At 62.3% G+C, this 24,129-nt stretch carries 28 protein-coding genes and 1 tRNA gene; 10 read left to right on the top strand and 19 right to left on the bottom strand.

Going from position 1 to position 24,129, the window contains the following annotated elements; all coding sequences use genetic code 11:
- The first annotated feature begins 43 nt into the window (after positions 1 to 43).
- The 4 genes from BMX27_RS06145 to BMX27_RS06130 all read left to right on the top strand — a co-directional run bounded on the left by BMX27_RS06145 (position 44) and on the right by BMX27_RS06130 (position 2,165).
- Positions 44 to 532 (top strand): CAP domain-containing protein, encoded by a 489-nt coding sequence (locus BMX27_RS06145; RefSeq protein WP_177172667.1) that lies wholly within the window; start codon positions 44 to 46, stop codon positions 530 to 532.
- 97 nt (positions 533 to 629) lie between these two features.
- Positions 630 to 706, top strand: a tRNA-Arg gene (locus BMX27_RS06140).
- 124 nt (positions 707 to 830) lie between these two features.
- Entirely contained in the window at positions 831 to 1,703 is an 873-nt protein-coding gene (locus BMX27_RS06135) for a DMT family transporter (protein WP_090159204.1), read from the top strand.
- Between the two features lie 66 nt (positions 1,704 to 1,769).
- The gene (locus BMX27_RS06130; RefSeq protein ID WP_090158996.1) at positions 1,770 to 2,165 is read left to right on the top strand and encodes a (R)-mandelonitrile lyase; all 396 of its coding nucleotides are present in this window, start codon (positions 1,770 to 1,772) and stop codon (positions 2,163 to 2,165) included.
- Here the strand turns inward: BMX27_RS06130 and BMX27_RS06125 are convergent.
- The 11 genes from BMX27_RS06125 to BMX27_RS06075 all read right to left on the bottom strand — a co-directional run bounded on the left by BMX27_RS06125 (position 2,162) and on the right by BMX27_RS06075 (position 11,704).
- Positions 2,162 to 3,106 (bottom strand): phosphatidate cytidylyltransferase, encoded by a 945-nt coding sequence (locus BMX27_RS06125; RefSeq protein WP_090158995.1) that lies wholly within the window; start codon positions 3,104 to 3,106, stop codon positions 2,162 to 2,164. The two genes, BMX27_RS06130 and BMX27_RS06125, sit on opposite strands and share 4 nt — an antisense overlap.
- Positions 3,103 to 3,756 (bottom strand): lysophospholipid acyltransferase family protein, encoded by a 654-nt coding sequence (locus BMX27_RS06120; protein ID WP_090158994.1) that lies wholly within the window; start codon positions 3,754 to 3,756, stop codon positions 3,103 to 3,105. The genes BMX27_RS06125 and BMX27_RS06120 overlap by 4 nt, the downstream gene beginning before the upstream one ends.
- 83 nt (positions 3,757 to 3,839) lie before the next feature.
- The gene (locus BMX27_RS06115) at positions 3,840 to 4,118 is read right to left on the bottom strand and encodes a hypothetical protein (protein ID WP_090158993.1); all 279 of its coding nucleotides are present in this window, start codon (positions 4,116 to 4,118) and stop codon (positions 3,840 to 3,842) included.
- Positions 4,119 to 4,142: 24 nt separating this feature from the next.
- Entirely contained in the window at positions 4,143 to 4,820 is a 678-nt protein-coding gene (locus BMX27_RS06110) for a PspA/IM30 family protein (RefSeq protein ID WP_090158992.1), read from the bottom strand.
- A gap of 89 nt (positions 4,821 to 4,909) precedes the next feature.
- Positions 4,910 to 5,500 carry a TetR/AcrR family transcriptional regulator gene (locus BMX27_RS06105; protein ID WP_090158991.1) on the bottom strand — a complete coding sequence of 197 codons (591 nt, stop codon included), beginning with the start codon at positions 5,498 to 5,500 and terminating at the stop codon, positions 4,910 to 4,912.
- Positions 5,501 to 5,566: 66 nt separating this feature from the next.
- Positions 5,567 to 6,793, bottom strand: coding sequence for a mandelate racemase/muconate lactonizing enzyme family protein (locus BMX27_RS06100; RefSeq protein WP_090158990.1), 1,227 nt, complete (start codon positions 6,791 to 6,793; stop codon positions 5,567 to 5,569).
- Between the two features lie 45 nt (positions 6,794 to 6,838).
- Positions 6,839 to 7,921: an alcohol dehydrogenase catalytic domain-containing protein gene (locus BMX27_RS06095; protein WP_090158989.1), complete on the bottom strand. Its 1,083-nt coding sequence runs from the start codon at positions 7,919 to 7,921 to the stop codon at positions 6,839 to 6,841.
- Between the two features lie 20 nt (positions 7,922 to 7,941).
- Positions 7,942 to 9,144, bottom strand: a complete 1,203-nt coding sequence (locus BMX27_RS06090; protein WP_090158988.1) for a TCR/Tet family MFS transporter — start codon at positions 9,142 to 9,144, stop codon at positions 7,942 to 7,944.
- A complete protein-coding gene (gene pcaD, locus BMX27_RS06085) occupies positions 9,145 to 9,936 on the bottom strand; it encodes a 3-oxoadipate enol-lactonase (RefSeq protein ID WP_090158987.1) in 792 nt (263 codons plus the stop codon).
- Positions 9,933 to 10,895, bottom strand: a complete 963-nt coding sequence (locus tag BMX27_RS06080; RefSeq protein WP_090158986.1) for a threonine ammonia-lyase — start codon at positions 10,893 to 10,895, stop codon at positions 9,933 to 9,935. Before BMX27_RS06080 ends, pcaD begins: the two co-directional genes overlap by 4 nt.
- Complete coding sequence (locus tag BMX27_RS06075) at positions 10,892 to 11,704, bottom strand: alpha/beta fold hydrolase (RefSeq protein ID WP_090158985.1); 813 nt, start codon at positions 11,702 to 11,704, stop codon at positions 10,892 to 10,894. Before BMX27_RS06075 ends, BMX27_RS06080 begins: the two co-directional genes overlap by 4 nt.
- 126 nt (positions 11,705 to 11,830) lie before the next feature.
- Between BMX27_RS06075 and BMX27_RS06070 the strand changes: the two genes are divergently transcribed.
- Entirely contained in the window at positions 11,831 to 12,265 is a 435-nt protein-coding gene (locus tag BMX27_RS06070) for an FKBP-type peptidyl-prolyl cis-trans isomerase (RefSeq protein ID WP_090158984.1), read from the top strand.
- Between the two features lie 38 nt (positions 12,266 to 12,303).
- On the opposite strand, the gene BMX27_RS06065 is transcribed toward BMX27_RS06070, so the two are convergent.
- The 5 genes from BMX27_RS06065 to fabA form a co-directional block, all read right to left on the bottom strand.
- The gene (locus BMX27_RS06065) at positions 12,304 to 13,089 is read right to left on the bottom strand and encodes an enoyl-ACP reductase FabI (protein WP_090158983.1); all 786 of its coding nucleotides are present in this window, start codon (positions 13,087 to 13,089) and stop codon (positions 12,304 to 12,306) included.
- Positions 13,090 to 13,093: 4 nt separating this feature from the next.
- Entirely contained in the window at positions 13,094 to 14,323 is a 1,230-nt protein-coding gene (locus BMX27_RS06060; RefSeq protein WP_090158982.1) for a beta-ketoacyl synthase N-terminal-like domain-containing protein, read from the bottom strand.
- Positions 14,324 to 14,397: 74 nt separating this feature from the next.
- Positions 14,398 to 15,099 (bottom strand): bifunctional 2-polyprenyl-6-hydroxyphenol methylase/3-demethylubiquinol 3-O-methyltransferase UbiG, encoded by a 702-nt coding sequence (ubiG, locus tag BMX27_RS06055; RefSeq protein WP_090158981.1) that lies wholly within the window; start codon positions 15,097 to 15,099, stop codon positions 14,398 to 14,400.
- On the bottom strand, positions 15,086 to 15,835 hold the full coding sequence (locus BMX27_RS06050; protein ID WP_090158980.1) for a methyltransferase family protein: 750 nt from the start codon (positions 15,833 to 15,835) through the stop codon (positions 15,086 to 15,088). Before BMX27_RS06050 ends, ubiG begins: the two co-directional genes overlap by 14 nt.
- A gap of 42 nt (positions 15,836 to 15,877) precedes the next feature.
- The gene (gene fabA / locus BMX27_RS06045) at positions 15,878 to 16,387 is read right to left on the bottom strand and encodes a bifunctional 3-hydroxydecanoyl-ACP dehydratase/trans-2-decenoyl-ACP isomerase (protein ID WP_090158979.1); all 510 of its coding nucleotides are present in this window, start codon (positions 16,385 to 16,387) and stop codon (positions 15,878 to 15,880) included.
- Between the two features lie 142 nt (positions 16,388 to 16,529).
- Here fabA and irrA point away from each other — a divergent pair, with 142 nt between their 5' ends.
- Positions 16,530 to 16,964 carry an iron response transcriptional regulator IrrA gene (gene irrA / locus BMX27_RS06040; RefSeq protein ID WP_056038227.1) on the top strand — a complete coding sequence of 145 codons (435 nt, stop codon included), beginning with the start codon at positions 16,530 to 16,532 and terminating at the stop codon, positions 16,962 to 16,964.
- A 33-nt stretch (positions 16,965 to 16,997) separates the two neighbouring features.
- Here irrA and BMX27_RS06035 read toward each other — a convergent pair whose 3' ends face one another.
- The 3 genes from BMX27_RS06035 to metG all read right to left on the bottom strand — a co-directional run bounded on the left by BMX27_RS06035 (position 16,998) and on the right by metG (position 20,601).
- The gene (locus BMX27_RS06035; protein WP_090158978.1) at positions 16,998 to 17,912 is read right to left on the bottom strand and encodes an FkbM family methyltransferase; all 915 of its coding nucleotides are present in this window, start codon (positions 17,910 to 17,912) and stop codon (positions 16,998 to 17,000) included.
- 117 nt (positions 17,913 to 18,029) lie between these two features.
- The gene (locus BMX27_RS06030) at positions 18,030 to 18,812 is read right to left on the bottom strand and encodes a lytic murein transglycosylase (protein ID WP_177172675.1); all 783 of its coding nucleotides are present in this window, start codon (positions 18,810 to 18,812) and stop codon (positions 18,030 to 18,032) included.
- A gap of 73 nt (positions 18,813 to 18,885) precedes the next feature.
- Positions 18,886 to 20,601 (bottom strand): methionine--tRNA ligase, encoded by a 1,716-nt coding sequence (gene metG, locus BMX27_RS06025; protein WP_090158976.1) that lies wholly within the window; start codon positions 20,599 to 20,601, stop codon positions 18,886 to 18,888.
- Between the two features lie 144 nt (positions 20,602 to 20,745).
- Between metG and BMX27_RS06020 the strand changes: the two genes are divergently transcribed.
- The 4 genes from BMX27_RS06020 to BMX27_RS06005 all read left to right on the top strand — a co-directional run bounded on the left by BMX27_RS06020 (position 20,746) and on the right by BMX27_RS06005 (position 24,017).
- Positions 20,746 to 21,789, top strand: coding sequence for an aldo/keto reductase (locus BMX27_RS06020; RefSeq protein WP_090158975.1), 1,044 nt, complete (start codon positions 20,746 to 20,748; stop codon positions 21,787 to 21,789).
- A gap of 179 nt (positions 21,790 to 21,968) precedes the next feature.
- Positions 21,969 to 22,514: a lipocalin family protein gene (locus tag BMX27_RS06015; RefSeq protein WP_090158974.1), complete on the top strand. Its 546-nt coding sequence runs from the start codon at positions 21,969 to 21,971 to the stop codon at positions 22,512 to 22,514.
- Positions 22,511 to 22,819: a hypothetical protein gene (locus BMX27_RS06010; protein ID WP_090158973.1), complete on the top strand. Its 309-nt coding sequence runs from the start codon at positions 22,511 to 22,513 to the stop codon at positions 22,817 to 22,819. Before BMX27_RS06015 ends, BMX27_RS06010 begins: the two co-directional genes overlap by 4 nt.
- 1 nt (position 22,820) lies before the next feature.
- Positions 22,821 to 24,017, top strand: a complete 1,197-nt coding sequence (locus BMX27_RS06005) for a thioesterase family protein (protein WP_090158972.1) — start codon at positions 22,821 to 22,823, stop codon at positions 24,015 to 24,017.
- The last annotated feature ends 112 nt before the right edge of the window (positions 24,018 to 24,129 follow it).

Here is a 24,129-nt window from a genome sequence, read left to right as displayed (position 1 = left end):
CTGGACAAGGGATGGCGCAATGCGGGCAGGGATGGTTGCGATAATGTTGGCGATGCTGGTCGGATGCGGATCGGGTGGCGGCGGAGAGGTGAAATCCGATGTGATCGTGGATCGCGTGGACCGTGAACCCCTGTCCGGCCCCATCACCTCGCCGCGCGATGCCACATTTGGCAAGCTTCTCAACTCTTATCGCCTCGCTTCGGGGGCGGGATCGGTTCAGTTCGACAGCCGACTGAATGCAGCGGCCCAGAAACACGCGCAGGATATGGTCGACCAGAACTATTTTGCGCACCGTGGCCGAGACGGGCGCACTGTGGGGGATCGCGTGCGCGCCGAAGGCTATGACTTTCGCTTTGTGGGCGAGGCACTTGGCGCGCGCCAACAAACCGAGGCGCAGGTCATGACCGATTGGCAAAATTCGCCGACCCATGATGCTGTCCTGACTGACCGCCGGGCCGAGGATTTCGGCCTGGGCGTCGCGGGATCGGGGACATCAACCAAATGGGCCTTGGTTGTGGGGGCGGAAAAATAAGACAGGTGGCACGCTGGCCAAGTCTGCACCCTACCCAACCCGCGCGCCCTGCACAGCAGGTTGCGGACGGGAATGCGAAACGGTATCAGAACCGCGTGGTCCCGTAGCTCAACTGGATAGAGCACCTGACTTCTAATCAGGATGTTGGGGGTTCGAGTCCTCCCGGGATCGCCAAGTCGCCTGGGGCTTGGCGTGTCGACCGCAAGATTTGCACCGAAAATCTGACCACCACTCTGCATCCTGCGCAGCACGACCGATTGCATTGGTCGCATGTGAAGCATATCCGGCGGGAATGTTCATGTCTGGTCAGATTGCGCGCGCCACCTTTATCGTCGTCCTGTCGGGCGCGATCTGGGGGTTTTACTGGCTGCCTGTCAGGATGTTGTCGGATGCCGGGCTGGGCGGGGCCTGGGGGACGCTGGCGATCACAGTCTCTGCGTTGCTGGTGCTGGCACCAGCGACCTGGCGGGCGCGGTCTGACCTGCGCCGGGCGTCGCCGCTGGCGCTGGTCTCGATCGGCCTGGGTGGTTTGGCCTTTGCGCTGTATTCGATCGGGTTCAACTACGGTCGCGTGGCAATCATCATCTTGCTGTTCTTTCTGACCCCGGTCTGGAGCGTTCTGATCACGCGTTTCGTGCTGGGTTGGCACACACCGATGCTGCGGATTGTGGCCATCGGCTTGGGGCTTGGCGGATTGTGCGTGATGCTCAGCGCGGACGGGCAATGGCCTGTTCCGCGTGGTATCGGTGAATGGATGGCGCTGGCCGCGGGGATATTGTGGTCGCTGGCGACGACGGGAATGCGCACCGCATCGCAAATTGCGCCCGCGCCAGCAGCCTTTGTCTTTGCGCTGGGGGCGGTCATTGCCTCGGTCCTCATGGCACCATCTTTGTCCCCTTGGCAAACCGCCCCGGTCCCGGGTGTCACGATCATCGTGGCGCTGGGCACGGGGGCGTTGTGGTGGGGGCTGTCCACCGCCTGTCTGATGTGGGCCACGGTCCGTCTGGACCCGGCCCGCGTCGGTATCCTGTTGATGGCAGAGGTCCTGATTGGTGCGGCCTCTGCCGCCCTTTTGGCCGGTGAGGCGCTTGCCCCGCTGGAACTTGCAGGTGGCGCGCTGGTGCTGTTTGCCGGTGTGTGCGAGGTCTGGCCCGTGCGGCAGCGGGTGTGATGCCTGTTGGGCGGGGGCGCATCTGCGGCTAGGGTATGACGGAACGCCCATGACCCGAGGACTCTCATGCAGATCAATGCCGTTGCAACGCTGGATGTCGCACCCGCCAATCCGGATTATTTTACAGGCGGTGTCGCGATCCGTCGCATGTTCCAGGCCCAGGGGGAGAGCCGTCTGTCAGGGCTTCAGGTGACATTTCAACCCAAGGCGCGGACCGCTTGGCACACCCATCCTGTCGGCCAGACCCTGATCGTGACCGAAGGTGCAGGGCGCGTGCAGGTTCGGGGCGGTGCAGTGATCACGGTGGTCGCGGGCGACATCGTGCGTTTCGCCGCCGGCGAGGAACATTGGCACGGGGCAGCCCCCGATGTGTCCATGACCCACCTCGCCCTGCAAGAAGAGGTCGATGGTTCTGCCGCCGATTGGCTGAATCATGTGACCGACGCTGAATACGACGGTTAGGTCGCCCAGATATACCGGGTCAGGTGATAGAACACCGGTGCGGCAAAGAGCACCGAATCCAGCTGGTTCAGAACACCACCCTGACCGGGGATCAGATGCGACCAGTCCTGCACGCCGCGGTCACGTTTGATCGCGGCAAAGACCAGATGACCCATCATGCCGAACAGCGATGCAGCGGCAGCCATCCCTGCGGCACCCAAAACGCCAAAGGGCGTGATCCAGTGCAGAGCCGCGCCGATTGCCGCAGCACTCAGCAGACCGGCGATCATGCCTTCGCGGGTTTTGGGTGACAGTTCGGGCGCGATGCGATGTTTGCCGATCCGCCGCCCGAACCAGTATTCCAGCAGGTCACCGAATTGCACGACAAGGATCAGGAACGCGATCAGCAGCACGTTGCTGTCGCCCATCTGCGCGATATCAAGCGACAGCAAGGCGGGCACGTGCGACAGGCAAAACACGCAGATCATCAGCGCCCATTGGGTTTCGGCCACACGGATCAGAAACCGTGCGGGTTGACCGCGCAAGGCGGATACCACCGGCAGCACCAGAAAGGCATAGACCGGGATGAACACGGTGAACATGCCATGCCAGCCCATCCAGACGAACAGATATTGCAACGGCAGCACCGCAAAGAACGCCAAGGCCAGCGACAGGTGATCTGCCCGCGCCTTGGTCGTCAGGGTCAGAAACTCGCGCAGGGCTGCAAAAGACGCGAAAAATGACAGCAGCACCGCGCCGAATTGCCCGGCCATCAGGGCGATGGCGACCAGTGCAACGATGGTCCACCAGCTTTGCACGCGGGTCTGGTATGTATCCAACACCGGGTTCGCCTGACCCGCAGGAAGACGGGCGCGCAGCACCTCGCCCAGGATCGTCAGCGCGACCAGGATGCCGCAGACGCCCAGTGACAACAGGGCCAGGTTCATCGTGGTCTGGGTCATGCCGGGTCCTCCGGGCGCAGGTCAGCCAGCGCATGCGCCGCGCGCGCCAGAAATACCTCGCGGGTCTCGTCCTCGGCCACGTGGACCGGCGCGCCGAATGTGACGGTGCAGATCAGGGGCAGGGGGATGACCTCTCCTTTGGGCATGATGGTGTTCAGATTGGCGACCCAGGTTGGCACCAGATCCACATCGGGCCGGGCCTTGGCAATGTTGTATAGCCCCGATTTGAAGGGCAGTAGTGGGTCGTCGGTCATGTTGCGCTTGCCTTCGGGAAAGATGATCAGTGACGATCCCTCGTCGAGGGCGGCCAGGATCTTGTCCATCGGATTGTCGTTCACCTCGGGCCGGCGGTCGATCAGCACGCCGCGGAAAACGTCGCGCCCGCAAAACGCGCGCAGGCGGTTTTTCAGCCAGTAGTCCGCCGCAGCGACGGGGCGTGTCTGACGGCGCAGGGCTGCGGGCAGCACGGCCCAGATCATCGGCAGATCGCCGTTGCTGGTGTGATTGGCATAATAGACGCGCTGGACGGGTTCGGGTCCGACGCCACGCCAATCGGCACGTGCGGCGGTCACGAACAGTGCAAACAGGCGCAGCGCATGGCCTGCGATATTCGCGGCAAAAGAACGGGCAAGTGACAAGATCGATTTCATCGCGGAACTTTGGCGGCTGACAGACAACTTGAAAAGGGGTCACACCCCACCGGCACGGCAGAGTGTGACCCGGATGTGCAGGTCTAGACGTCCTTATCGCTGACGTATTCGGACAGCAGGCGTTCATTGCGCGCCTCTTCCAGCCGCTGAATGCGATCCTCGGACAGGCGGTCGTCAAAGCGGTATTTGACGAAATTCACCAGCGCGAGTGTCAGCAGCAGAATGCCGATGCCCCAATAACCCTTGGTCGCCAGCGGAACATCGGGTGACAGCCAGAGTGACAGGCCAAGCATGCCGTAGGCCACAACCACGGCGATGCCGTTGAAAAACATGATGAGCGCGTTGTCGGAACGATTGTTCATTTTGGATAGTCCTTTGATCGGTGATTAGTCTTGGTTGGATGTCAGGCGTGCCAGCACGGCGGCAGGTGTCACGCGGTCTGCCGGGCCAAACCCCGCATCCGCCATGCGGTCGGTCAGCCCGTCATGGGACAGTTCGGCGTTCAACTCTTGCAGGATCTCGTGTTTCTCGAACGGGTCTGACTGTTCCAGAACCCGCGTGATCAGTTCCTCGGCCGCATCGGCCCCGGTGTCGCCGGTCTGCTGATGCAGGCGCATCTGGATATCCTGTTCTTTCTTGACCGCACGGGCCTGGGCTGCACCCTGACGCAGGTCGATCAATCGGCGGTGGCCTGTTTCGACACTGGCGCGCAACCGCAGGACGCGCTGATCCAGCGTCGCACAGGTCTGGGCCCGGTCCGCCGCCTCGTTTTCCATCTGCGCAATGGCAGATGCAGCCTCGCGCGCCATATCGTCGTGGCCTGCCGCCAGCGCCTGCCGCGCACGGCGGGTCAGATCGCTGATGCGTCCGTTGAGCTGCGTTAATGCCGCATCCGCCATGCGCTGGCGCTGGATCAGACTTGCCAGGGTCGCCTTGGCAGCCCTGAGCCGGGCCTCTGCGGTCCGGATGTTCTGGTCGATCAATTCAATCGCAAACGTATCGCGCAGGCGGGTTTCTGCGCGTGCGTTGCTCGCGGACAGAAGGGTCGTCAAGGTCTTGAACATGCGATCTCTCCATTCTTGAACGGTGTTCACGAAAAGAGTTAGATCAAGTTTGAACGTCGTTCAAGAATAAAAATGAACGCCGTTCATTTTTATTCCGAGGTCACGTTGCGCAGCAGGACCGCAATCATCCGCTCGATATGGTCCATCGGCACGGCCGAGATGCGCCGTTCCAGTCCCAGCAAAACCATGCCGTGCACCGAGGAAAACAAGGCGCGTGTCATCAGGTCGATCCGTGCATCCGACCAATCGGGAAACAGGTCACGCAGGGGGGCCGCGATTTTCGCGAACAAGGCACCGAGTTCTGCGAGATACCAGTCTGGCACGGGGCTGTCGGCCGTCATCGACAGATCGAACAACGCGCGCCAGCCCGGTTGATTCGCAGCGGCAAAATGCAGGTAGGCGGTGCCCATCGACACCAGTCGGTCCTGTGGCGTGCCGTCCACCGCCGTGCGGTCCTGAACGAATTGACCCAGCCGACGAAAGGTTCGCGCGTTCACCGTGAGCACCAGCTGATCCAGATCGTCAAACACCGTATAAATCGCGCCCACGGCACAGCCGGCATCCTGCGCAAGCGCGCGCGCCTTGAGCGCGTGCAGACCTTCGGTCGTGATGGTGCGTTCCGCGCTGGCAATCAGTCGGTCGCGCAGGTCCGCGCGGCGTTGTTCGGTTTTCGTGGTCATGTCGCATCCTTGGGTGAACGTGGTTCAGGGATACGCCACTGCGCTGCCGGTGGAAACCCGTCTGCCTCAATCGGCGGGGGCGCCACCTGCGAAGCGATTGACCTCGTGATAGCTGACGGCGTCCTGTTGCATCTCCAGGTGCAATGCGGCGCCGGTGTAGGGATGGGCCCGCGCCAGCTCCTCGTCCACCTCGATCCCCAGACCGGGGGCGGTGGGCACGGGAATATAACCATCCTCGACCCGCAGGCTGTGTTTGATCAGGTCGAAATGGAACGGCGTTTCGATGGTCTCGGCCATCAGGATATTCGGGATGGCAGCAGCGAGTTGAATGTTTGCGGCCCATTCGATCGGACCGGCATAAAGGTGCGGCGCGATCTGCGCGTTATAGGCCTCTGCCAGCACGGCGATCTTGCGCGCCTCCCAGATGCCGCCGCAGCGCCCCAGCGCGGGTTGCAGGATTGTGGCGGCCCCGGACCGCAAGACGGGCGCGAATTCGGACCGGGTCGTCAGGCGTTCGCCCGTGGCAATGGGGATGCTGACCTTGGCTGCAACCTTGGACATCTCGTGAGTATTGTCGGGTGGGATCGGTTCCTCGAACCACAGCGGCTGATAGGGGGCGATGGCCTGACCCAGCCTGATCGCACCACCGGTGGAAAACTGCCCGTGCGTGCCGAACAGCAGGTCGGCGCGGTCGCCCACGGCTTCGCGGATGGCGCGGCAGAACGCCACCGACAGCGAGATATCGTGCATCGACGGCATATGCCCGCCCCGGATCGTATAGGGACCGGCAGGGTCGAATTTCACCGCCGTATAACCTGCCGCGACCATGGCGGTGGCGGACTGGGCGGCCATATCCGGGCTGGACCAGAAATCGGGCAGGGCGTGCTGCGCCTGCGGATAAAGGTAGGTATAGGCGCGGATGCGGTCGTTCGTGCGCCCGCCGATCAGCGCATGAACAGGGCGGTCACGGTGCTTGCCCAGGATGTCCCAGCAAGCGATTTCCAGCCCGGACCAGGCGCCCAGCACCGTCAGATCAGGCCTTTGGGTAAAGCCCGCGGAATAGACCCGCCTGTACATCAGGTCGATATTTTCGGGGTTTTCCCCGGCCATGTGCCGGGCGAATACATCGGTGATGACGGCGCGCATGGCCTCGGGTCCGACGCTGCTGGCATAACATTCGCCCCAGCCGGTGATGCCCGTATCCGTCGTGACCTTGACCAGGATCCAATAGCGGCCGCCCCAGCCCGGGGCCGGTGGTGCCGTGACGATAATGTCGAGGTCAGCGAGTTTCATCATGCGTCCCTGTTTTGAGTATTTTTGGCAAGATGATGCAGAGCGTCAGTCAAAGACGATGACGTTGCGCTTGGCCGATCCGGTTTTGGTGTCGGCGATGGCCGCGTTGATCTGGTCCAGCGGCCAGGTTTGACTGACGAGCTCGTCCAGCTTCAGTCGTCCTTGTTCGTAGAGATCGACCATCCAGGGGATGTCGCGCGCGATGACGACGTCGCCCATTTTCGACCCGATCATGCCTTGGCCGGTGGCTGCGAACATCACGGGTTCATAGGTGGATGTGGCACCCGAATGGGGCATGCCGACCATGATGACCTTGCCGCCCATGCCGAGGTACTGGGCCGCCGTGTCGAATGCCGGGATCGCACCAACGGTGATGATGACCGCATCGGCCCCTTTACTCATCGCCTTTTTCGCGGCGCGCCAGGGTTTGTCGTCCGTGGCCAGCACGCCGTCCGTCGCGCCGAATTCCTTTGCAATGGCCAGCTTTTCCGGCGTCATGTCGACGGCGACGATCCGGCGCGCACCAGCGATCCGCGCGCCCTGGATTGCGTTCAGACCGACGCCGCCTGCGCCGATGACCACCACGTCCTGACCCGCCCGCAGGTTTGCCGCGTTGACCACGGCACCCACGCCGGTGATGACGCCACAGGCCAGCAGGGATGCGGCGACAGGATCGATATCGGGGGAAATCCTGACCACCTGGCTGGGGTCCACGACCACACGTTCGGCAAAGGCCCCGGCGTTCATCGCCTGCACGATCGGCGCACCATCCAGCGTTGTCAGTGGCGTCTGATAGGCCGGCGGTGTGCCGCACAGCACCGGCATGCCCGACCCACAGGTGGCACAGGATCCACAGGCGCGGATCAAGGTCACGACGACGCTGTCACCCAGTGCAAGCCCGCGAACCCCGTCACCGACAGCCGTGATCTGACCCGCTGCTTCGTGACCGTAGATCGCGGGCAGGGTGCCACCCCAGGCACCTTCGGCATAGTGAATGTCGGAGTGACAGATTGCGCAGGCCTTCAGCGTGACCTCCACTTCGCCCGGTCCGGGCGGGCGGATGTGCACCGTTTCCACCGAAAGCGGTGTGTTGTGGGCGTAGCTGACAGCAGCTTTGATTGGGGTCATGGGCGGCTCCTTTGTCGGGATCATGCCGCGCGGGCGCGTGGCGTGGCAAGAACGATGGCAACGCAGATCAGCGTAAGGCCAGCGGCGAGCAGAAAGGGTGCGCCGGGCAGGTAGATCGCGGCCCCCGGCACGGTGAAGGCATAGAACGTCTGGGTCATCGCCAGCGGCCCGATGATCGTGGCGACCGCATGGGTGCTGGTCAGTACGCCCTGCAATTCGCCTTGCTGGTTGTCGGCGGCCCTGCGCGACATGATCCCTTGCAATGCCGGGCCGGCGATGGACCCGATCGCCGTCAACGGGGTCAGTGCCAATGCGATCCAGCCGTTGCTGACGAACCCCAGCGCCACAAAGGCCGCGATGTCGACGCCAAGGCCCAACAGCACGGTGCCACGTTCCCCGAACCGCCGGATTGCTGGCCCGACAAGGAAGCCTTGGACGACAGCAATACCAATGCCGAACAGGCCCAGCGACAGGCCAACCATACCCGGCCCCCAGCCAAAGCGTTCGGTGCCGAAATAGGCCCAGACGGCCGGATAGACATAAAAGGCGACGCCATAGACAAAAATCACCACCAACAGCCGCCCCACGCCGGGCAATGCACCGATGTGTCGGAATGCCCCCACGGGATTGGCCCTGCGCCAGCTGAACGGGCGCCGGATCCGGTCGGTGACGGTCTCTGGCAGGACAAAATACCCAAAGACGAAATTCAGCCCGGCCAGCACCGCCGCTGCATAGAACGGTGCGCGGGTTCCGAATTCGGCCAGGAGCCCGCCGATCAGCGGCCCCAACACAAACCCCACGCCAAAGGCTGCGCCGATCAGACCGAAATTGGCTGCTTTTTCCTCTGGCTTGCTGATGTCGGCCATATAGGCCCCGGCGGTAGATTGCGTGGCTGCGGTGATGCCGCCGATGATGCGCCCGATGACAAGCAGCGCCATCGTATGCGCCACTGCCATCAGAACATAGTCCAGGGCCATCACCGCCAGTGCGACCAGCAAAACCGGCCTGCGGCCCCAGCGGTCCGACAGCGCGCCCAAAAGCGGGCCGAACAGGAACTGCATGACCGCAAAGATCGACGCCAGCATCCCGCCCCATAACGCTGCACGCGCGACTCCGGCCCCTTCGATCGACTGGATCAGGTCGGGCATGACGGGCAGGATCAGCCCGATCCCCATCGCGTCGATCACGACGGTGACGAGGATGAAAACGACGGGCAGGCGCACCTAGATCGTGCCGGTGCGGGTCAGAAACCCGGTCAACAGGTCGACGTATTCCTGCGGTTGTTCGACACAGGGCAAGTGGCCCGCACGACGGATGATGTGAAAATCCGATCCCGGGATTAGATCAACGGTTTCACGCACCAGATCGGGCGGGGTTGATCCGTCATCAGACCCCGCGATCCCCATGGTCGGCAGGCGCAGGCCAGAGGTCGGCGTGATGAAATCCGTCCCCGCAATGGCACCGCAGACCCCGGCATAGCCCTCTGGGTCGGTATTCAGCAGCATGTCCTTCCACGGCGCGACGGCCGGCGATTTGCGAAAGGCTGGCCCGAACCAGCGTTCCATGATGCCGTCAGCCAATGCCGCCATGCCCTGCGACCGCACTGCTGCAATCCGGTCATTCCACAGCTTGGGCGTGCCCAGCTTGGCCCCCGTGTTCGACAGCACCATCGCACGCACGATGTCCATGCGTTTCACGGCGAGGCCCTGAGCGATCATGCCCCCCACGGACAACCCGACAAACACGCAGTCGCGCACCGCGAGGGCGTCGCAAACCGCCTCTGCATCCGCGATCAGCGTGCCCATGCTGTAGGGGGCGGGTGGCACGTCAGATGCGCCGTGCCCACGTTTGTCCCAACGGATATAGCGCGGTCCGGCGGGCAGCAGGTCCATGATCGGGTCCCACAGATGCAGGTTCGTGCCCAGCGAATTTGCAAAAACCACCGTGGGCGCATCAGGGCCCTGCGCCCCGTCGACCTGCACATTCAGGCGCACACCGTTGTTTTCAACCATCATGTCAGCGTCTCCAATGCGCGTGTGAACATGGCCTGATCGACGTTTCCGCCCGTGGCAACGGCGATCACCGTGTCGGCCATTGACTGTGTCAGCGCCGCGGCCATGGCCGCTGCACCCCCTGGTTCCACCACGATCCGAAACCGCTGGAACGCTTGCGCCATCGCGTGCAGGCAATCGTCGTCGCTGACGACGTAGCCCGGCCCGCACAATCGCTGCATGATGGGAAAGGTCAGATCCCCCGGCGCGGGTGTCACGATCGCATCACAGATCGACCCGGTCTGGCTGGGATTGCGCTGGATTTCGCCCAATGACAGGCTCCGCGCCACATCGTCGAAACCCTGCGGTTCGCAGGGATGGACCCGCATTCCCGGCGCGCGTGCCTCCAGTGCCAGGGCCACGCCCGAGGTAAGCCCGCCGCCGCCGCAACACACCAGAACCTCGGCATCGGTGACACCCAGCTCTGCCGCCTGTACCGCAATTTCCAGACCCACCGTGCCTTGTCCGGCAATGACCTGCGGGTCGTCATAGGGGCGGACCAGCGTCAGACCACGCTTTTGGGCCAGGGCCGCGCCGATGTCCTCACGGCTTTCGGTTTCTCGGTCATACAGCACCACCTCGCCACCCAGAGCACGCGTGTTCGCGATTTTCACGGCGGGGGCATTCGACGGCATGACGATGACAGCAGGTGCGCCGTGCATCCGTGCGGCCAGTGCCACGCCCTGCGCGTGATTGCCCGACGAAAAGGCGATGACACCCGACTTGCGCTGGGCATCGGTCAAGGCCGACAGCGCGGACCAGGCACCGCGAAATTTAAAACTGCCGGTGTGTTGCAGACATTCAGCCTTGATCAGGATACGCCGCCCGGTCAGTTCGTCCAGAAACGGTGACGACAGCAGGGGGGTGCGCCGCGCGTGACCGTTCAGGCGGCCTGCTGCGGCATCAATCATGTCGATATTCATGTCATCGCTCCCAGCCAGCGGTGCAGCGTGTCCAGCGATTTATCTTCGTCCAGGAACGGGATATGCGCCCGGTCCGGCACGGTCGCAACGATGGCATCTGGCCGCCGGCGTTGCATTTCCGCGAGCGTTTCGGTGGTCAAGAGGTCCGAATTCGCACCCCGGATCACCGCCAGCGGTAGGCCAGCCATCGCATCGAACAGCGGCCACAGGTCCGGCGCGGGTTCGGACCCGTCGCCCAATGTCCCCGCAAGTGCCGGATCATAGCGCAGGTCCAGACCGTCATCGGTCTGCACATATTGCTGCCGCACCTCGGCCAGCCAACGGTCCATCGGCACATTCGCAAACCCCGGCAAGGTGGCACGCAGGGCCGCCGCCTCTGCATAGGTTTTTTGCGCAGGCCGCTGACCCACATAGGCGCGGATCACGTTCAGGCCGGTTTCGGCAATCTCGGGTCCGATGTCGTTCAAGGCGACCCCCAGGACGCGATCCTTGGCGGTTGCGGCAAGGAACATGGCGATCATGCCCCCGCGTGATGTGCCCAGAAACGCGGCCTTGGGCAGTGACAGGTGGTCCATCAGCGCCAGCACATCCGATGCCTCGACCGGGACGGTATAGGTTTCGGGTGCGGCCCAGTCGGATTGTCCGCGTCCTCGGTAGTCCAGCCGGATCAGGCGGCAATCCAGATGGGGGGCAACATGATCGAAATCCGCTGTGTTGCGCGTCAGGCCGGGCAAGGCAATGACCGGGGTGCCTGCGCCCGCCTCTTCGAAATAGATCTGCGTGCCGTCGGCGGCTGCGAAAAATGGCATGGCGGATGTCCAGTTGCTGCGTCTTCGGCGCGACATTGCCACGGGGTTTCGCCAAAGGGAAACCCGTTTGCATCCCATGGCCGCCTTCGTTACCCACGTTGGGACTTTAAATTTATGAGGTATGATATGACACAAGTGAAATCAGGCGACACGGTCAAGATCCACTACACCGGCACCCTTTCGGACGGCACGGTGTTCGACAGTTCCGAAGGTCGCGAGCCGCTGGAATTCGCCGTTGGCTCTGGCCAGATCATCCCCGGCCTGGATGTGGCGATGCCCGGAATGACCGTTGGCGACGAGAAAAAGGTCGAAATCCCCTCCGATCAGGCCTACGGCCCGGTCAACCCAGAGGCCCGTCAGGACGTGCCGCGCGGGGATATCCCCGCTGAAATTCCGCTGGAAGAAGGTCTGCAACTGCAAATGCAGACACCCACAGGGCAGGCCGTGCCCGTCACTGTCGTGGGTCTGACCGACGATACCGTTACGCTGGACGCCAACCACCCGCTGGCTGGCAAGGACCTGACGTTCGACGTGAAACTGGTCGACGTGGTCCCGGCCTGATCATGCAGCAGGGCCGGGGATGACCCGGCCCTGACCGCCTACAGGTTTTCGCCCTGTGGCATCCCGAGGACATGATAGCCGCCGTCGACGCGGATGATTTCACCGGTCGTGAATGCGCCGGCATCCGACGCCAGATAAACGGCCGTGCCGCCAACAGCCTCCAGCGTGGCATTGGATCGCAACGGCGCGTTTTCGCCCGTATGCTTGTAGGTCTTGCGCGCGCCGCCGATTGCGGCACCGGCCAGCGTTTTCATCGGACCGGGACTGATCGCATTGACGCGGATCCCGTCCGGTCCCAGATCATTGGCCAGATAGCGGACCGCCGATTCCAGCGCCGCTTTGGCCACGCCCATCACGTTGTAGTTCGGGGTGACAGCGTTGCTGCCCTGATAGGTCAGCGTCATGAGGGAACCGCCATCGGGCATCAGTTCGGACGCACGTTTCGCCACATCAATGAACGAATAGCACGAGATCGTCAGCGAATTCTTGAAATTCGCGCGGCTGGTATTGATGAACCGGCCCGTCAGTTCCGATTTGTCTGAATAGGCGATAGCATGCACCACAAAATCGAGGCTGCCCCACTGATCCTTGATCATCTGGAACGCGGCATCCATGCTTTCTTCGTTCGTGACATCGACATCGACCATCAGGTTTGACCCGACGCTGGCCGCCAGCGGTTCCAGACGTTTGCCGAATGCCTCACCTTGGTAAGTAAACGCCAGTTCCGCACCTGCGTCCGCCATTGCCTTTGCGATGCCCCAGGCGATTGACCGTTCATTGGCCACCCCCATGACAAGCCCGCGTTTGCCCTGCATCCCGATCATCGGTTCAATCCTTCAGTTTCGACAGCAGCATCGACCCGTTGGTGCCGCCGAACCCGAATGAGTTCGTCATCACCGTGTCCAGCCCGGCATTGTCCACTCGGGTGGTCGCAATTTCTTCGGGCTTGAGCGCCGGATCAAGGTTTTCGACGTTGATTGACGGCGCGATGAAATCGTCCTGCAACATCAGCAGGCAATAGACAGCTTCTTGCGCACCGGTGGCACCCTGGCTGTGGCCCGTCATGGATTTTGTCGAACTGACCGGCGGCGTGCTGCCCTCGCCAAAGACGCGGCGGACAGCCTCAATTTCGCCCACGTCACCGACCGGCGTGCTGGTGCCATGCGCGTTGATATAGCTGATCTTGCGTCCCTCTGGCAGGCTTTTCAGCGCACCGCGCATCGCGCGTTCGCCGCCCTCGCCGCTGGGGGCCACCATGTCCGCCCCGTCCGATGTCGCGGCAAAGCCCGTGACCTCGGCATAGATTTTCGCACCGCGCGCCTGCGCGGAGTCCAGTGTTTCCAGCACGACCATGGCACCGCCACCGGCGATCACGAAACCATCGCGGTCCGCATCGAACGCACGCGACGCCTTTTCCGGGGTGTCGTTATACTTGGACGACATCGCCCCCATCGCATCGAACAGGCACGACAGCGTCCAGTCGAGCTCCTCGCCGCCGCCTGCAAACATGATGTCCTGCGTGCCAAGGGCGACCTGCTGTGCAGCCATCCCGATGCAATGCAGGGACGTCGAACAGGCCGAGGTGATGGAGAAATTCATGCCCTTGATCTGATAGGCCGTCGCAAGGTTGGCGCTGACCGTGGATGACATGGTCTTGGGCACGGCGAATGGCCCGATCCGTTTCGTCGCACCCGTGTTCAGCACTGTCTGGTGCGCGGCCAGCATCGCACTGGTCGATGGTCCGCCCGATCCCGCGATCACGCCGGTCATCGGGTTCACCACCTGATCGTCCGACAGGCCTGCATCGGCTATCGCCTGACCCATCGCGATGTGGGCATAGGCAGCACCCGGCCCCATGAAACGCAGCGTGCGTTTGTCCACATGGTCGGCCACGTTCAGTTTCAGCGTGCCCGCGATCTGGCTGCGGAACCCGTGTTCGGCCATCTCGGGGCTGGCCTCGATACCGGATTTGCCTGCCTTGAGGCTTTGCATGACTTCCTGGGCGTTGTTTCCGATCGGGGACACAATGCCCAGACCTGTGATGACGACACGACGCATGAGTGCTCTCCTCCGGTTATTGCCTCCTGTTTACGAGACAGGTGGGAGAAGGGGCAACCACAAAGGCAGGCCGATCATGCTTTGTCCGCAACACCCATGTAGATCATTGTTTTCAGCGGCAGCGTGCCGAACACCGGGTCCAGCCTGCGGTTGACGCCGCGCGGGCCCAGTCCCGTCTCTGCCTTGCGCGTCAGCCCCGCAGTTTTCATCGCCGCATGCAACTCCGCCGGTTTGATGAACATCGCGGGATCATGCGTGCCTTTTGGCAACAATCGCAGCACGTCCTCTGCCATGATCACGACGGCCAGATGCGCAATCGGGTTACGGTTGATCGTATCATAGCAGAACACACCACCGGGTTTCAGCACGCGGGCCACCTCGCACAACACCTGTTGCAGGTCGCTGACATGTTCCAGCACGTCGACACAGGCCACCGCGTCAAAGCAAGCGTCGGGATAGGGCAGGGCCTCGCCCACGCCGACATCATAGGTAATCTGCCGCCCGCCTGCCTGTGCATGGTCGCGTGCGGCGGCAATCGCCTGTTTGGCCGGGTCGATCCCGGTCACGAGGGCACCGCGATCATCCAGCGCCTCGGCCAGAAACCCGCCGGCACAGCCCAGATCCAGCACAGCCTTGCCCTGCCAGTCCACATAGCGGTCGAAATACGACAGCCGCCCCGGCACCATGTTTTTCAGCGTCCGCACCCAGCGAATTTCGTCGGACCACCATTGGGCGGCGTGGCTGTCATAGATGGTCTGGTCGTTACGCTTTGTCATCTTGGGACTTTCTGGGAAAGGGCAGCCAATAGGGCACGCGTTTCTGGAAATTGCGGAACCTGTCGCCATAGATATTGGTAAACCGCTTTTCCTTGTGCAGGGGTCCGATCACGCAATAGCCGGTCCAGACCACGGCCAACACCAACTGGTCGGGCGCGTAGGTCGGCATCGTCCACAGTGTCATGGCAAAGCCTGCATAGATCGGCTGGCGGATAATCCGGTACAGACCATGCGTCGGCATATCGGGAAATTTCGGGTCGCGCCCCCGTGCCATCGCAAACCAGCCCAGCATCCCCGATTGCAGCTGAAACCCGCTTTGCATGATCGCCAGCATCAGAAATCCCCATGATGCAGCGTAAAGCGCGCACATCACCCAGAACGCCACCCCCGTCGCCTGCCACAGAATGATCCCGCTGGGCGTCCAGAATGCAAAGAGAAGCGCAAGCTGGATCGCCGCGATCATTGCGAACAGTGTCGTCGACAGCCGCTTGTCCGGCCCGAGCAACGCCAAAACCTCGCGGCCCTTGCCAGTCAACAACAACGAATGGATCACCGGGAACTGCAGCAACAACACGAGATTGGCAAATGCAGCGAATGGCCATGGCACCGCGCCCCAGCTGTGCGACAACCCGAAAAACAGATGATACATCATCAGGCCGACGCCGATGGCAAAACTGCCATGGCAAACGGCACCGAACATCAGGGCAAGTGTCAGGCGGCGGGTGTCAGCGTTCATATGTCCTAAACGCAAAACACCCCCGCAGGGTCCTGCGACATCTTAGCTTTCGGACAGGGCGACCTTCATGTCCTTGACCATGTAGATGACCTCGCCATCCGCTTCGACGATGCCGTCGGCCACACCCATGGTCAAACGACGGGTCTGGATCGCCTTGGTGAAATCAATCTTGTAGGTCAGCATCTTACGGTCAGGACGCACCATGCCGGTCAGTTTGACCTCGCCCACACCCAGCGCATAGCCGCGCCCCTGCCAGCCGCGCCAGCCCAGGTTGAACCCCGTCAGCTGCCACAGACCATCCAGGCCCAGACAGCCGGGCATGATCGGATTGCCCGGAAAGTGGCAGTCGAAAAACCACAGGTCGGGTTTGATGTCGAATTCAGCGACCACGTGCCCCTTGCCATGTGCACCGCCGTCCCCGGAAATGTCGGTGATTCGGTCCATCATCAGCATCGGCGGCGCGGGCAGCTGCGCGTTACCGGGGCCGAACAATTCACCCCGCGCACATTTCAAAAGATCGTCGCGGTCGAAGGATGAGGGGAAATCGGCCATGGGCGTCCTTTGCAATGTTTCTCTGTGTTACAGGTGCGTGAACAGACCTATCACTCCGGCTCTGCAGCGTGCAAGTCAACGGGACCACGGCAGGGTGGAAAAGTCATTGAATAGCGGCACCGCGTTCCCATATAACGACGGTATGGCAGGATTTCCCGATATCACCCCCGTCCACGCGGAACGTGCTACGCAATGGCTGTCGCAGTCCAATGTGCGTCCCACCCGTCAGCGCGTCACACTGGCTGCCCTGTTGATGGGCGACGGACGTGACCGCCATGTGACCGCCGAAACATTGTTCGAGGCCGCCAGTGCCGCTGACGGCAAGGTGTCGCTGGCGACCGTTTACAACACGCTGCGCGCGTTTTGCGATGCGGGCCTGTTGCGCGAAATCGTGGTTGACGGTGCCAAGAGCTATTTTGACACCGATCTGTGCGACCATCCGCATTTTTTCTGGGAAGATTCCGCCGAACTGACCGACGCCCCACGCGAGTCGCTGGATATCCGCAATCTGCCTGCCGCTCCCGAGGGCACGCATGTGGTCGCTGTGGATGTGGTGTTGCGCTTGCGGCGCAGCTAGGCGGCGGACCGTTCGATCCGCCACCCATCGCGGTCAGTCGCGGATATCGCTTTCGTGGATGTACCAGTCGTCGAATTTCGACAGTTCGGGCAATCGGCGCACGTATCCCTTTGACGTCATCAGTTCCAGGATGTGATCGCGCCGCTCCTCGTGGTTATGCTCGATCGCGAACAGACGCACGTGACGCGGTCCGAAATCGAATTTTTCCATGATGTCCATTTCCGACCCTTCGGTGTCGATGGAAATGAAATCGATGACGTCGGGCGCGTCATATTCGTCCAGCAGGTCGTTCAGCGTGATCGTTTCGACCTTGATCCGTTCCTCGACACCGCCTTCTTCGAATTCCAGCCCGTCGGAGGCATCGGCAAGGCGCGAGAACATCGGCCGCGCCGCCATCAGGAATTCCATCGTGTCGCCCGTGCTGGAATGCACGCATTTGTGGCTGATATGGCATTCGCGCGCACGCGCCAAATTTTCGTGAAAGATCGGGTTGGGCTCGGCGACGATGCCTTTCCAGTCGAAATTGCGTTCGAGGATCATCGAGTTGCTCATCGTCGTGCCGTTGGTGGCACCGAAATCGACGAAATAACCTTCGCGCTTGCCGTCCAGTTCGAACAGGCACCACAGGTCCTGCATCACCTGACCTTGATAGATCGCCGTATAGGGCAGGGCGAAATCACGGAACCGCTGCAACGTCTTGCCGGGTTTGTCCGCATCGGTGCAGACATAATCCTCCAGCCCGTCGTCAAAGGTCGCGGTTTCAGGATCCAGTTTTTCCTTGCGGATGGTGTCACGCCGGTTCTTGAACAGCTTCAGCAGGTGGTTCGCATCATGCCGCTGCGGCATCTCGAACGGGTTGCCTGACTTGTAACGCGACTTGCTGGGCAGGGTGCCCGGCTTTTGTGCGGTTGCCTCTGCGTCGGTTTTCGGAGCGTTGTCACTCGCCATTCTTGCCTCTTGTCGCTTGTTTTCCGGCCCGCGTATTGCGAGGCCCCTCGACGGACCCTCGCAACCGCGCTTGACCAAATCAAGGCAAAATTGTTTCCATATCGTGGACGGTCGCGGTCAACCCGCGATCCGTGCGGCCATGATTGCGATGGCCTTTTGATAGACGCCAGCCGCGTTCCATTGCTGGATTACGGCGTAGTTGCGCTCGCCTTCCTGATAGCCCTGACCGGGTTGCCAGCCTTTCTGGCGCAGGAAATTCGCTGTGGAATACAGCGCGTCGGTCTGGTTGGTCAGATCGACCACACCGTTGCCATCCCCGTCCACGCCGTAGCGGATCACGTTGGCCGGCAGAAACTGCGTATGGCCCAACTCACCGTGCATCGCGCCGATCGTGTTTGCACTAATCGAACCTTGATCCACCAATTGCAGGGCGGCCAGCGCGTGTGGTGTGAAAAAATCCGATCTGCGGCAGTCATAGGCCAGGGTCGTGATCGCGCTCAGCACATTGCTGTCACCCATGAAATTGCCGAATGCGGTTTCCATGCCGTGGATTGCGACGATCACGCTTGCCGGCACGCCATAGCGCGCCTCGAGGTTGGCATAGAACGTCGGGTTGTTCGCGATCTTGCGACGACCCTGCGCCACGATGGTGTCCGCTCCACGGATGCGCATGAATTCGTCCAGGCTGTAGCGGAACGATTTCTGGTTGCGGTCCGCATTGATCGTGCGCTGCGCGTAGCTGGTGTTCGCCAGCGCCGCGAGCCCGCGCTGGCCGATGCCAGCGGCGGTCGCTTCTTGGGCGAATTGCTGTTTCCAGCTGTTGAAACCGCTGGCGTCATTGCCGCAGGTGGCGGCGGCTGCCGCAGTCGAGGTCAGGGCAAAAGCCGCAATAAGGGCCATGGTGCGCATGTTGGTGGTCCAGTCTGTTCAGGTTATGGAAACACTAGCACAGTGCCGGTGTTATCCAATATCGTTACCCCTCACGTATTCCGGCAAAGCGTTCGGACCAGTCCGCGCGTTGATCATCGGTGATTTTGGTGAACAGATTTTCAGGCACCACGAAGGCATGGCCTGCGGGCAGGGCGGTCAGCGCCGCTGCCGCACCCTCGGGCCAATCCAGATCGGTGACATTCATCGCCTCTGCCATGATGCGGGCCATGTCGGGGATGAACGGGGCGGACAGGATGGCATAGAGCCGGATCAGGTTCAGACCGTGACGCACCTGACAGGCCGCCTGTTCGGGGTCCGTCTTGAACGTGGTCCAGGGGGCTGTCGATTGCAGGTATTCATTACCCGCGACCCAGATCGCGCGTAGTTCTGCTGCGGCCTTGCGCACCTCGATGGCGTCCATGTGCTGCGCGTAGGCGGCCAACCGGGTGTCCAGCTCTGCCGTCAATGCGGCCTCGGCGTCGCCGGTTGTGCCACCCTCCGGGACGGTCTCACCGAATTTGGACCGGCAGAATTTGGTGATGCGGCTGACGAAATTGCCCAGCACATCCGCCAGATCCTTGTTCACATCCTGCTGGAATGCCTCCCAGGTGAATTCCGCGTCCGATGATTCAGGCGCATGGGACAACAGCCACCAACGCCAGACATCGGCGGGCAAGATGTCCAACGCCTGATCCATGAACACACCGCGCCCGCGCGAGGTGCTGAACTGACCGCCGTCGTAGTTGAGATAGTTGAACGACTTGATGTAATCGACCAGCTTCCAGTTGTCGTCGGCGCCCATGATTGTCGCCGGGAACGACAGCGTGTGAAACGGCACGTTGTCCTTGCCCATGAATTGGGTATAGCGCACGTCGTCCGCACCCTTGTCGGTGCGCCACCAGCTTTCCCAATCAGACCCTTTGCCCGCGTCCACCCATTCCTGCGCGCAGGCGATGTATTCGATGGGCGCGTCGAACCAAACGTAGAACACCTTGCCTTCCATGCCGGGCCAGTCCTCGGTCCCGCGCTTGACCGGGATGCCCCAGTCCAGATCACGGGTGATGCCCCGGTCCTGCAATCCGTCGCCGTCGTTCAACCACTTTTTCGCAATGGATGTTGTCAGCACGGGCCAGTCTGCCTTGCTGGCGATCCAGTCGGCCAGCTGGCCCTTCAGCTTGGATTGTTCCAGATACAGATGCTTGGTCGTGCGCACCTCCAAGTCGGTGGCACCCGAAATCGTGGATCGCGGATTGATCAGATCCGTGGGGTCCAGCTGTTTGGTGCAATTGTCGCATTGATCCCCGCGTGCATCCTCGAATCCGCAATTGGGGCAGGTCCCCTCGATATAGCGGTCCGGCAAGAAGCGCCCGTCTGTGACGGAATAGACCTGTTCTTCGGTGACTTCGCGGATCAGACCCTGATCGGCGAGGCGCCCGGCAAAAGCTTGGGTCAGCGCCCGGTTCTGCGGGCTGGACGACCGGCCAAAGTGATCGAACGACAAGGCAAAACCATCCGCGATCCGCGCCTGCACGTCGTGCATTTCCGCGCAATAGTCAGCCACCGGTTTCCCTGCCTTGGCCGCGGCCAGTTCTGCCGGGGTGCCGTGTTCGTCCGTGGCGCATAGAAACAGCACCTCGTGGCCGCGCGCGCGCAGGTAGCGGGCATACAGGTCCGCAGGCAGCTGCGATCCGACAAGGTTCCCCAGATGCTTGATCCCGTTGATATAGGGAATGGCAGAGGTGATGAGGTGGCGGGCCATGGTGTATCCTGTCGTGGTGTGACCCGCTATCTAGCGGGCGGACGCCCGCAAGGCCAGTGGTCAGCGACAGCTGCGTGTCCGGGTCTCTTGCGGTTCGGTCGCGGCTGGCTACTGTGCGCGCCAAATCAACACAGGATGACACAGATGAAAACGCTGACCCTAGGCCGCACGGATATTTCGGTGACCGACTGGTGCCTTGGCACGATGACATTCGGCAACCAGACCCCGATGGACGACGCACACCGCCAGATGGACATGGCGCTGGATGCGGGGCTGAATTTCATCGACTGCGCAGAAATGTATCCCGTGAACCCCGTGGCCAAGGAAACCGCAGGCCGGTCCGAGGAATACCTTGGCGAATGGTTTGCCCGGACGGGGCGTCGCGATGAATGGGTGCTGGCAACCAAAGTGACAGGACCAAATCCCGGTTTCAAACGTGATGGGGCAGGGTTTTCCGGGGCGAACATCGGAGAGGCCATCGACGAATCCCTGACGCGCCTGAAAACCGATGTCATCGACCTGTACCAGCTGCACTGGCCGCTGCGCGGCACCTGGGCGTTTCGCAGCAACTGGTCCTATGATCCCTCCGGCCAGAACCGCGCGCAGACGCTGGACCACATGCACGAGGTTCTCGGCGCGCTGGATACGGCCGTCAAGGCAGGCAAGATCCGCGCCGTCGGCCTGTCGAATGAAACCGCATGGGGCACCACGAAATGGTGCGATGTGGCCGAGGAACATGGCCTGCCGCGCATGGCGTCGATCCAGAACGAATATTCGCTGTTGTGCCGGCACATGGATACGGACCTTTCCGAAACCATGGTGAACGAGGACGTGACCCTGCTGTCATTCTCTCCGCTGGCTGCCGGTTTCCTGACCGGCAAATATCAGGACGGGCAGGTGCCCGACGGCAGCCGCATGTCGCTGAACACCGACATGGGTGGACGTCTGACCGACCGGGTTCTGCCCGCGACGCAGGCCTATCTGGATATTGCTGCCAAACACGGCATCGACCCGGTGCATCTGGCGATGGCCTGGCAATTCAGCCGTCCGTTTCCGGTGTCGGCGATCTTTGGCGCGACGACAGCGGACCAACTGGCGCAGATCCTCGCGGGGCGCGAAGTGGTGCTGGGTCAAGAGGTGCTGGAGGACATCGACGCGGCCCACCGCGCCCATCCGATGCCATATTGATCGGACCGCGGGGCTGTGGCCCCGCGGACTGCATTCTTGCCGTGTCGTACCGGGCGCAGCGCGTGGTTTGACACTGCGGGTCGCCTCGCCGGCGGGGCGGATATTTTTGACCAGAAGAAGTCTGGACGCTTGCCCCGGTCACCGGTGCTGCGGCAAGGTCGCGCAAAAGGGGACTTGTCATGAAACGTCTGTCGATCCTGCTGCTGCTGGCAGCTTGCGCAAAGCCCCTCCCGGACGAACAGGTCGGCGGATTGTTCGAGGTATACCGCGACCGCGATCAGCCGATTGCCTCTGCCGCGCTGTTCCAGCCTGACCGCTACGTCGGACGCTGGTACGAGGTCGCCCGCTATCCGGTCCCGTTCGAGGCTGGCTGTACGGGTGTTTCGGCGGATTACGCAGCCTTGCCTGACGGAAGCCTGTCGGTCCTGAACACCTGTCGCAATGCCGACGGCACCGTCAGGTCCACGATCCAGGGCCGGGCCGAGGTCGTGGGGCCGGGCAGGTTGAAGGTCAGTTTCGACAACGTCCCGTTTGTGCGGGGCGATTACTGGGTGCTATGGGTGGACGAGGGGTATCGCACGGCCGTGGTGGGTGCGCCCGACGGGCGTTCGGGCTGGATCTTGAACCGCACACCCGATATCCCCGCAGACCGTCTGACTGCCGCAAAAGAGGTCCTCGACTTCAACGGCTATGACCTGAACCGATTGATGGAGGTGCCGCAATGACACGACTTCTGACAGCTTTGGGGGCGCTGGTCCTCGTGGCCGGTTGTGAGGTCGGCACCATGACCAACGCGCCCGGCGGGACTGAACCTGGCTTTCGCGAGTTTTTGGTCGTCGGGTCGTCCATGTCGTTTGAACAATGCCGCGCCGGTGGCGGGCTGATCATCCGCGATGCAAACAGCCCCATGACTGCCTGCGATCCATCGGTAAAACGTAATCCCGTTCCGCGCGCCGTGATCGACGATCCGACCGTCGAGACCGACATGAACGCCGCGCGCGAAATGCAGGATCTGGCGACGGCGAACTGACGTGCCGCGCGCTGCGATCATCGGATCAGGACCCGCTGCGGCCGGCTGGGCTGCACGTTTCCAGTTGATGGGGTGGGACGTGGTGGTTCACGCCGGTGTGGTCCCGTCCTCTGCGCAAGGGTCCGACCTGTTGGCGCGTGCAGGCCGCGCGCTGTCCAGCCTGAGTGACGTTGTGCCGCCCCGCCCGGGACGCCGCAGCCTGCAGCAGGACCTTGCCGCGACTGTGGCCGGGGTGGACTGGATCACGGTTTGCCCGCCACCTGACCTGCCGGCCGCCCGGGACCTGATTGCCACGGTCGCGGCCCTCTGCCCACTAACCGCCATCATCGCGATCGGCAGCGCGGATCATGACGTTGCAGCGTTGCAATCGGCGACAGCCTCTCCCGGCCAGATCATCGGCGCAGTGGGCTTCGATCCGATCTACCTCATGCCGTCGGTTGCAATGACGCAGAGCCCGGCCAATCCCGCGCCCGTGGTCGCCGGTGCGGTCGCGACGCTCAGATCACTGGGCATGGTGCCAGTGGGTGAGAACGCATCGCGTGACACGGCACTGGTTGAGACACAGCAAGCGCTTTGCATGGTTGCGGACTGTGTACCTGACGGGGACGCGCGGGACAGGCTGCTGGTGACGTTGTTGCGCGGGTTCAAGACCCGCAATCACGGTGTGGGAAGCGTCCTGAACGCGCTGGACCTGGCACGGGACACGGTGCCACGAACACTTGCCAGCGTGGTTGATCTATCGCGGCCCGTGACCACCTTTGCCCGCGCTGTCCCGCTGGACTGGACCGACTACAACGGCCATATGACCGAAGCGCGCTACCTGCATGCCTTTGGCGAGGCGACGGACCGCATGATGATCCTCGTGGGATGTACACCCGGTTATGTCGCGGCAGGTCACAGCTTTTTCACCGCGGAAACCCATATCCGTCACCTCGACGAGGTGCAGGAGGGAACCGGTATCCACATCGACACGCAAGTGTTGGCGGGGCGTGGGAAAAAGATGCATCTCTTTCACCGCATGTGGGCGGGGGACAGGCTGCTGGCAACGGGGGAACATATGTTGATCCACGTCAGCCTGACGACCCGGTCGGCTTGCGCACCAAGTGACGCCGTCGCTATCCCGCTGGCGCGCATCGCTGCGGCCCATGCGGGATTGCCGATGCCTGACGGTGCCGGCCGCGCTGTGGGGCGCAAGTGAATTGGCCTTATCTTTGGGTCTGGGTCACACTTGGCGCGGCGGCTGCCCAAGACCATCCGGTTCATGCTGTAAAAACAATTGCGGCCCGCGATCCTCTCAACCGCTGGCGAAA

This window comes from Loktanella sp. DSM 29012, from assembly GCF_900110705.1.
GTDB lineage: Bacteria > Pseudomonadota > Alphaproteobacteria > Rhodobacterales > Rhodobacteraceae > Loktanella > Loktanella gaetbuli.
The sequence above is the reverse complement of the archived record's forward strand: the minus strand, read 5'-3'. Positions and strand labels throughout refer to the sequence as shown.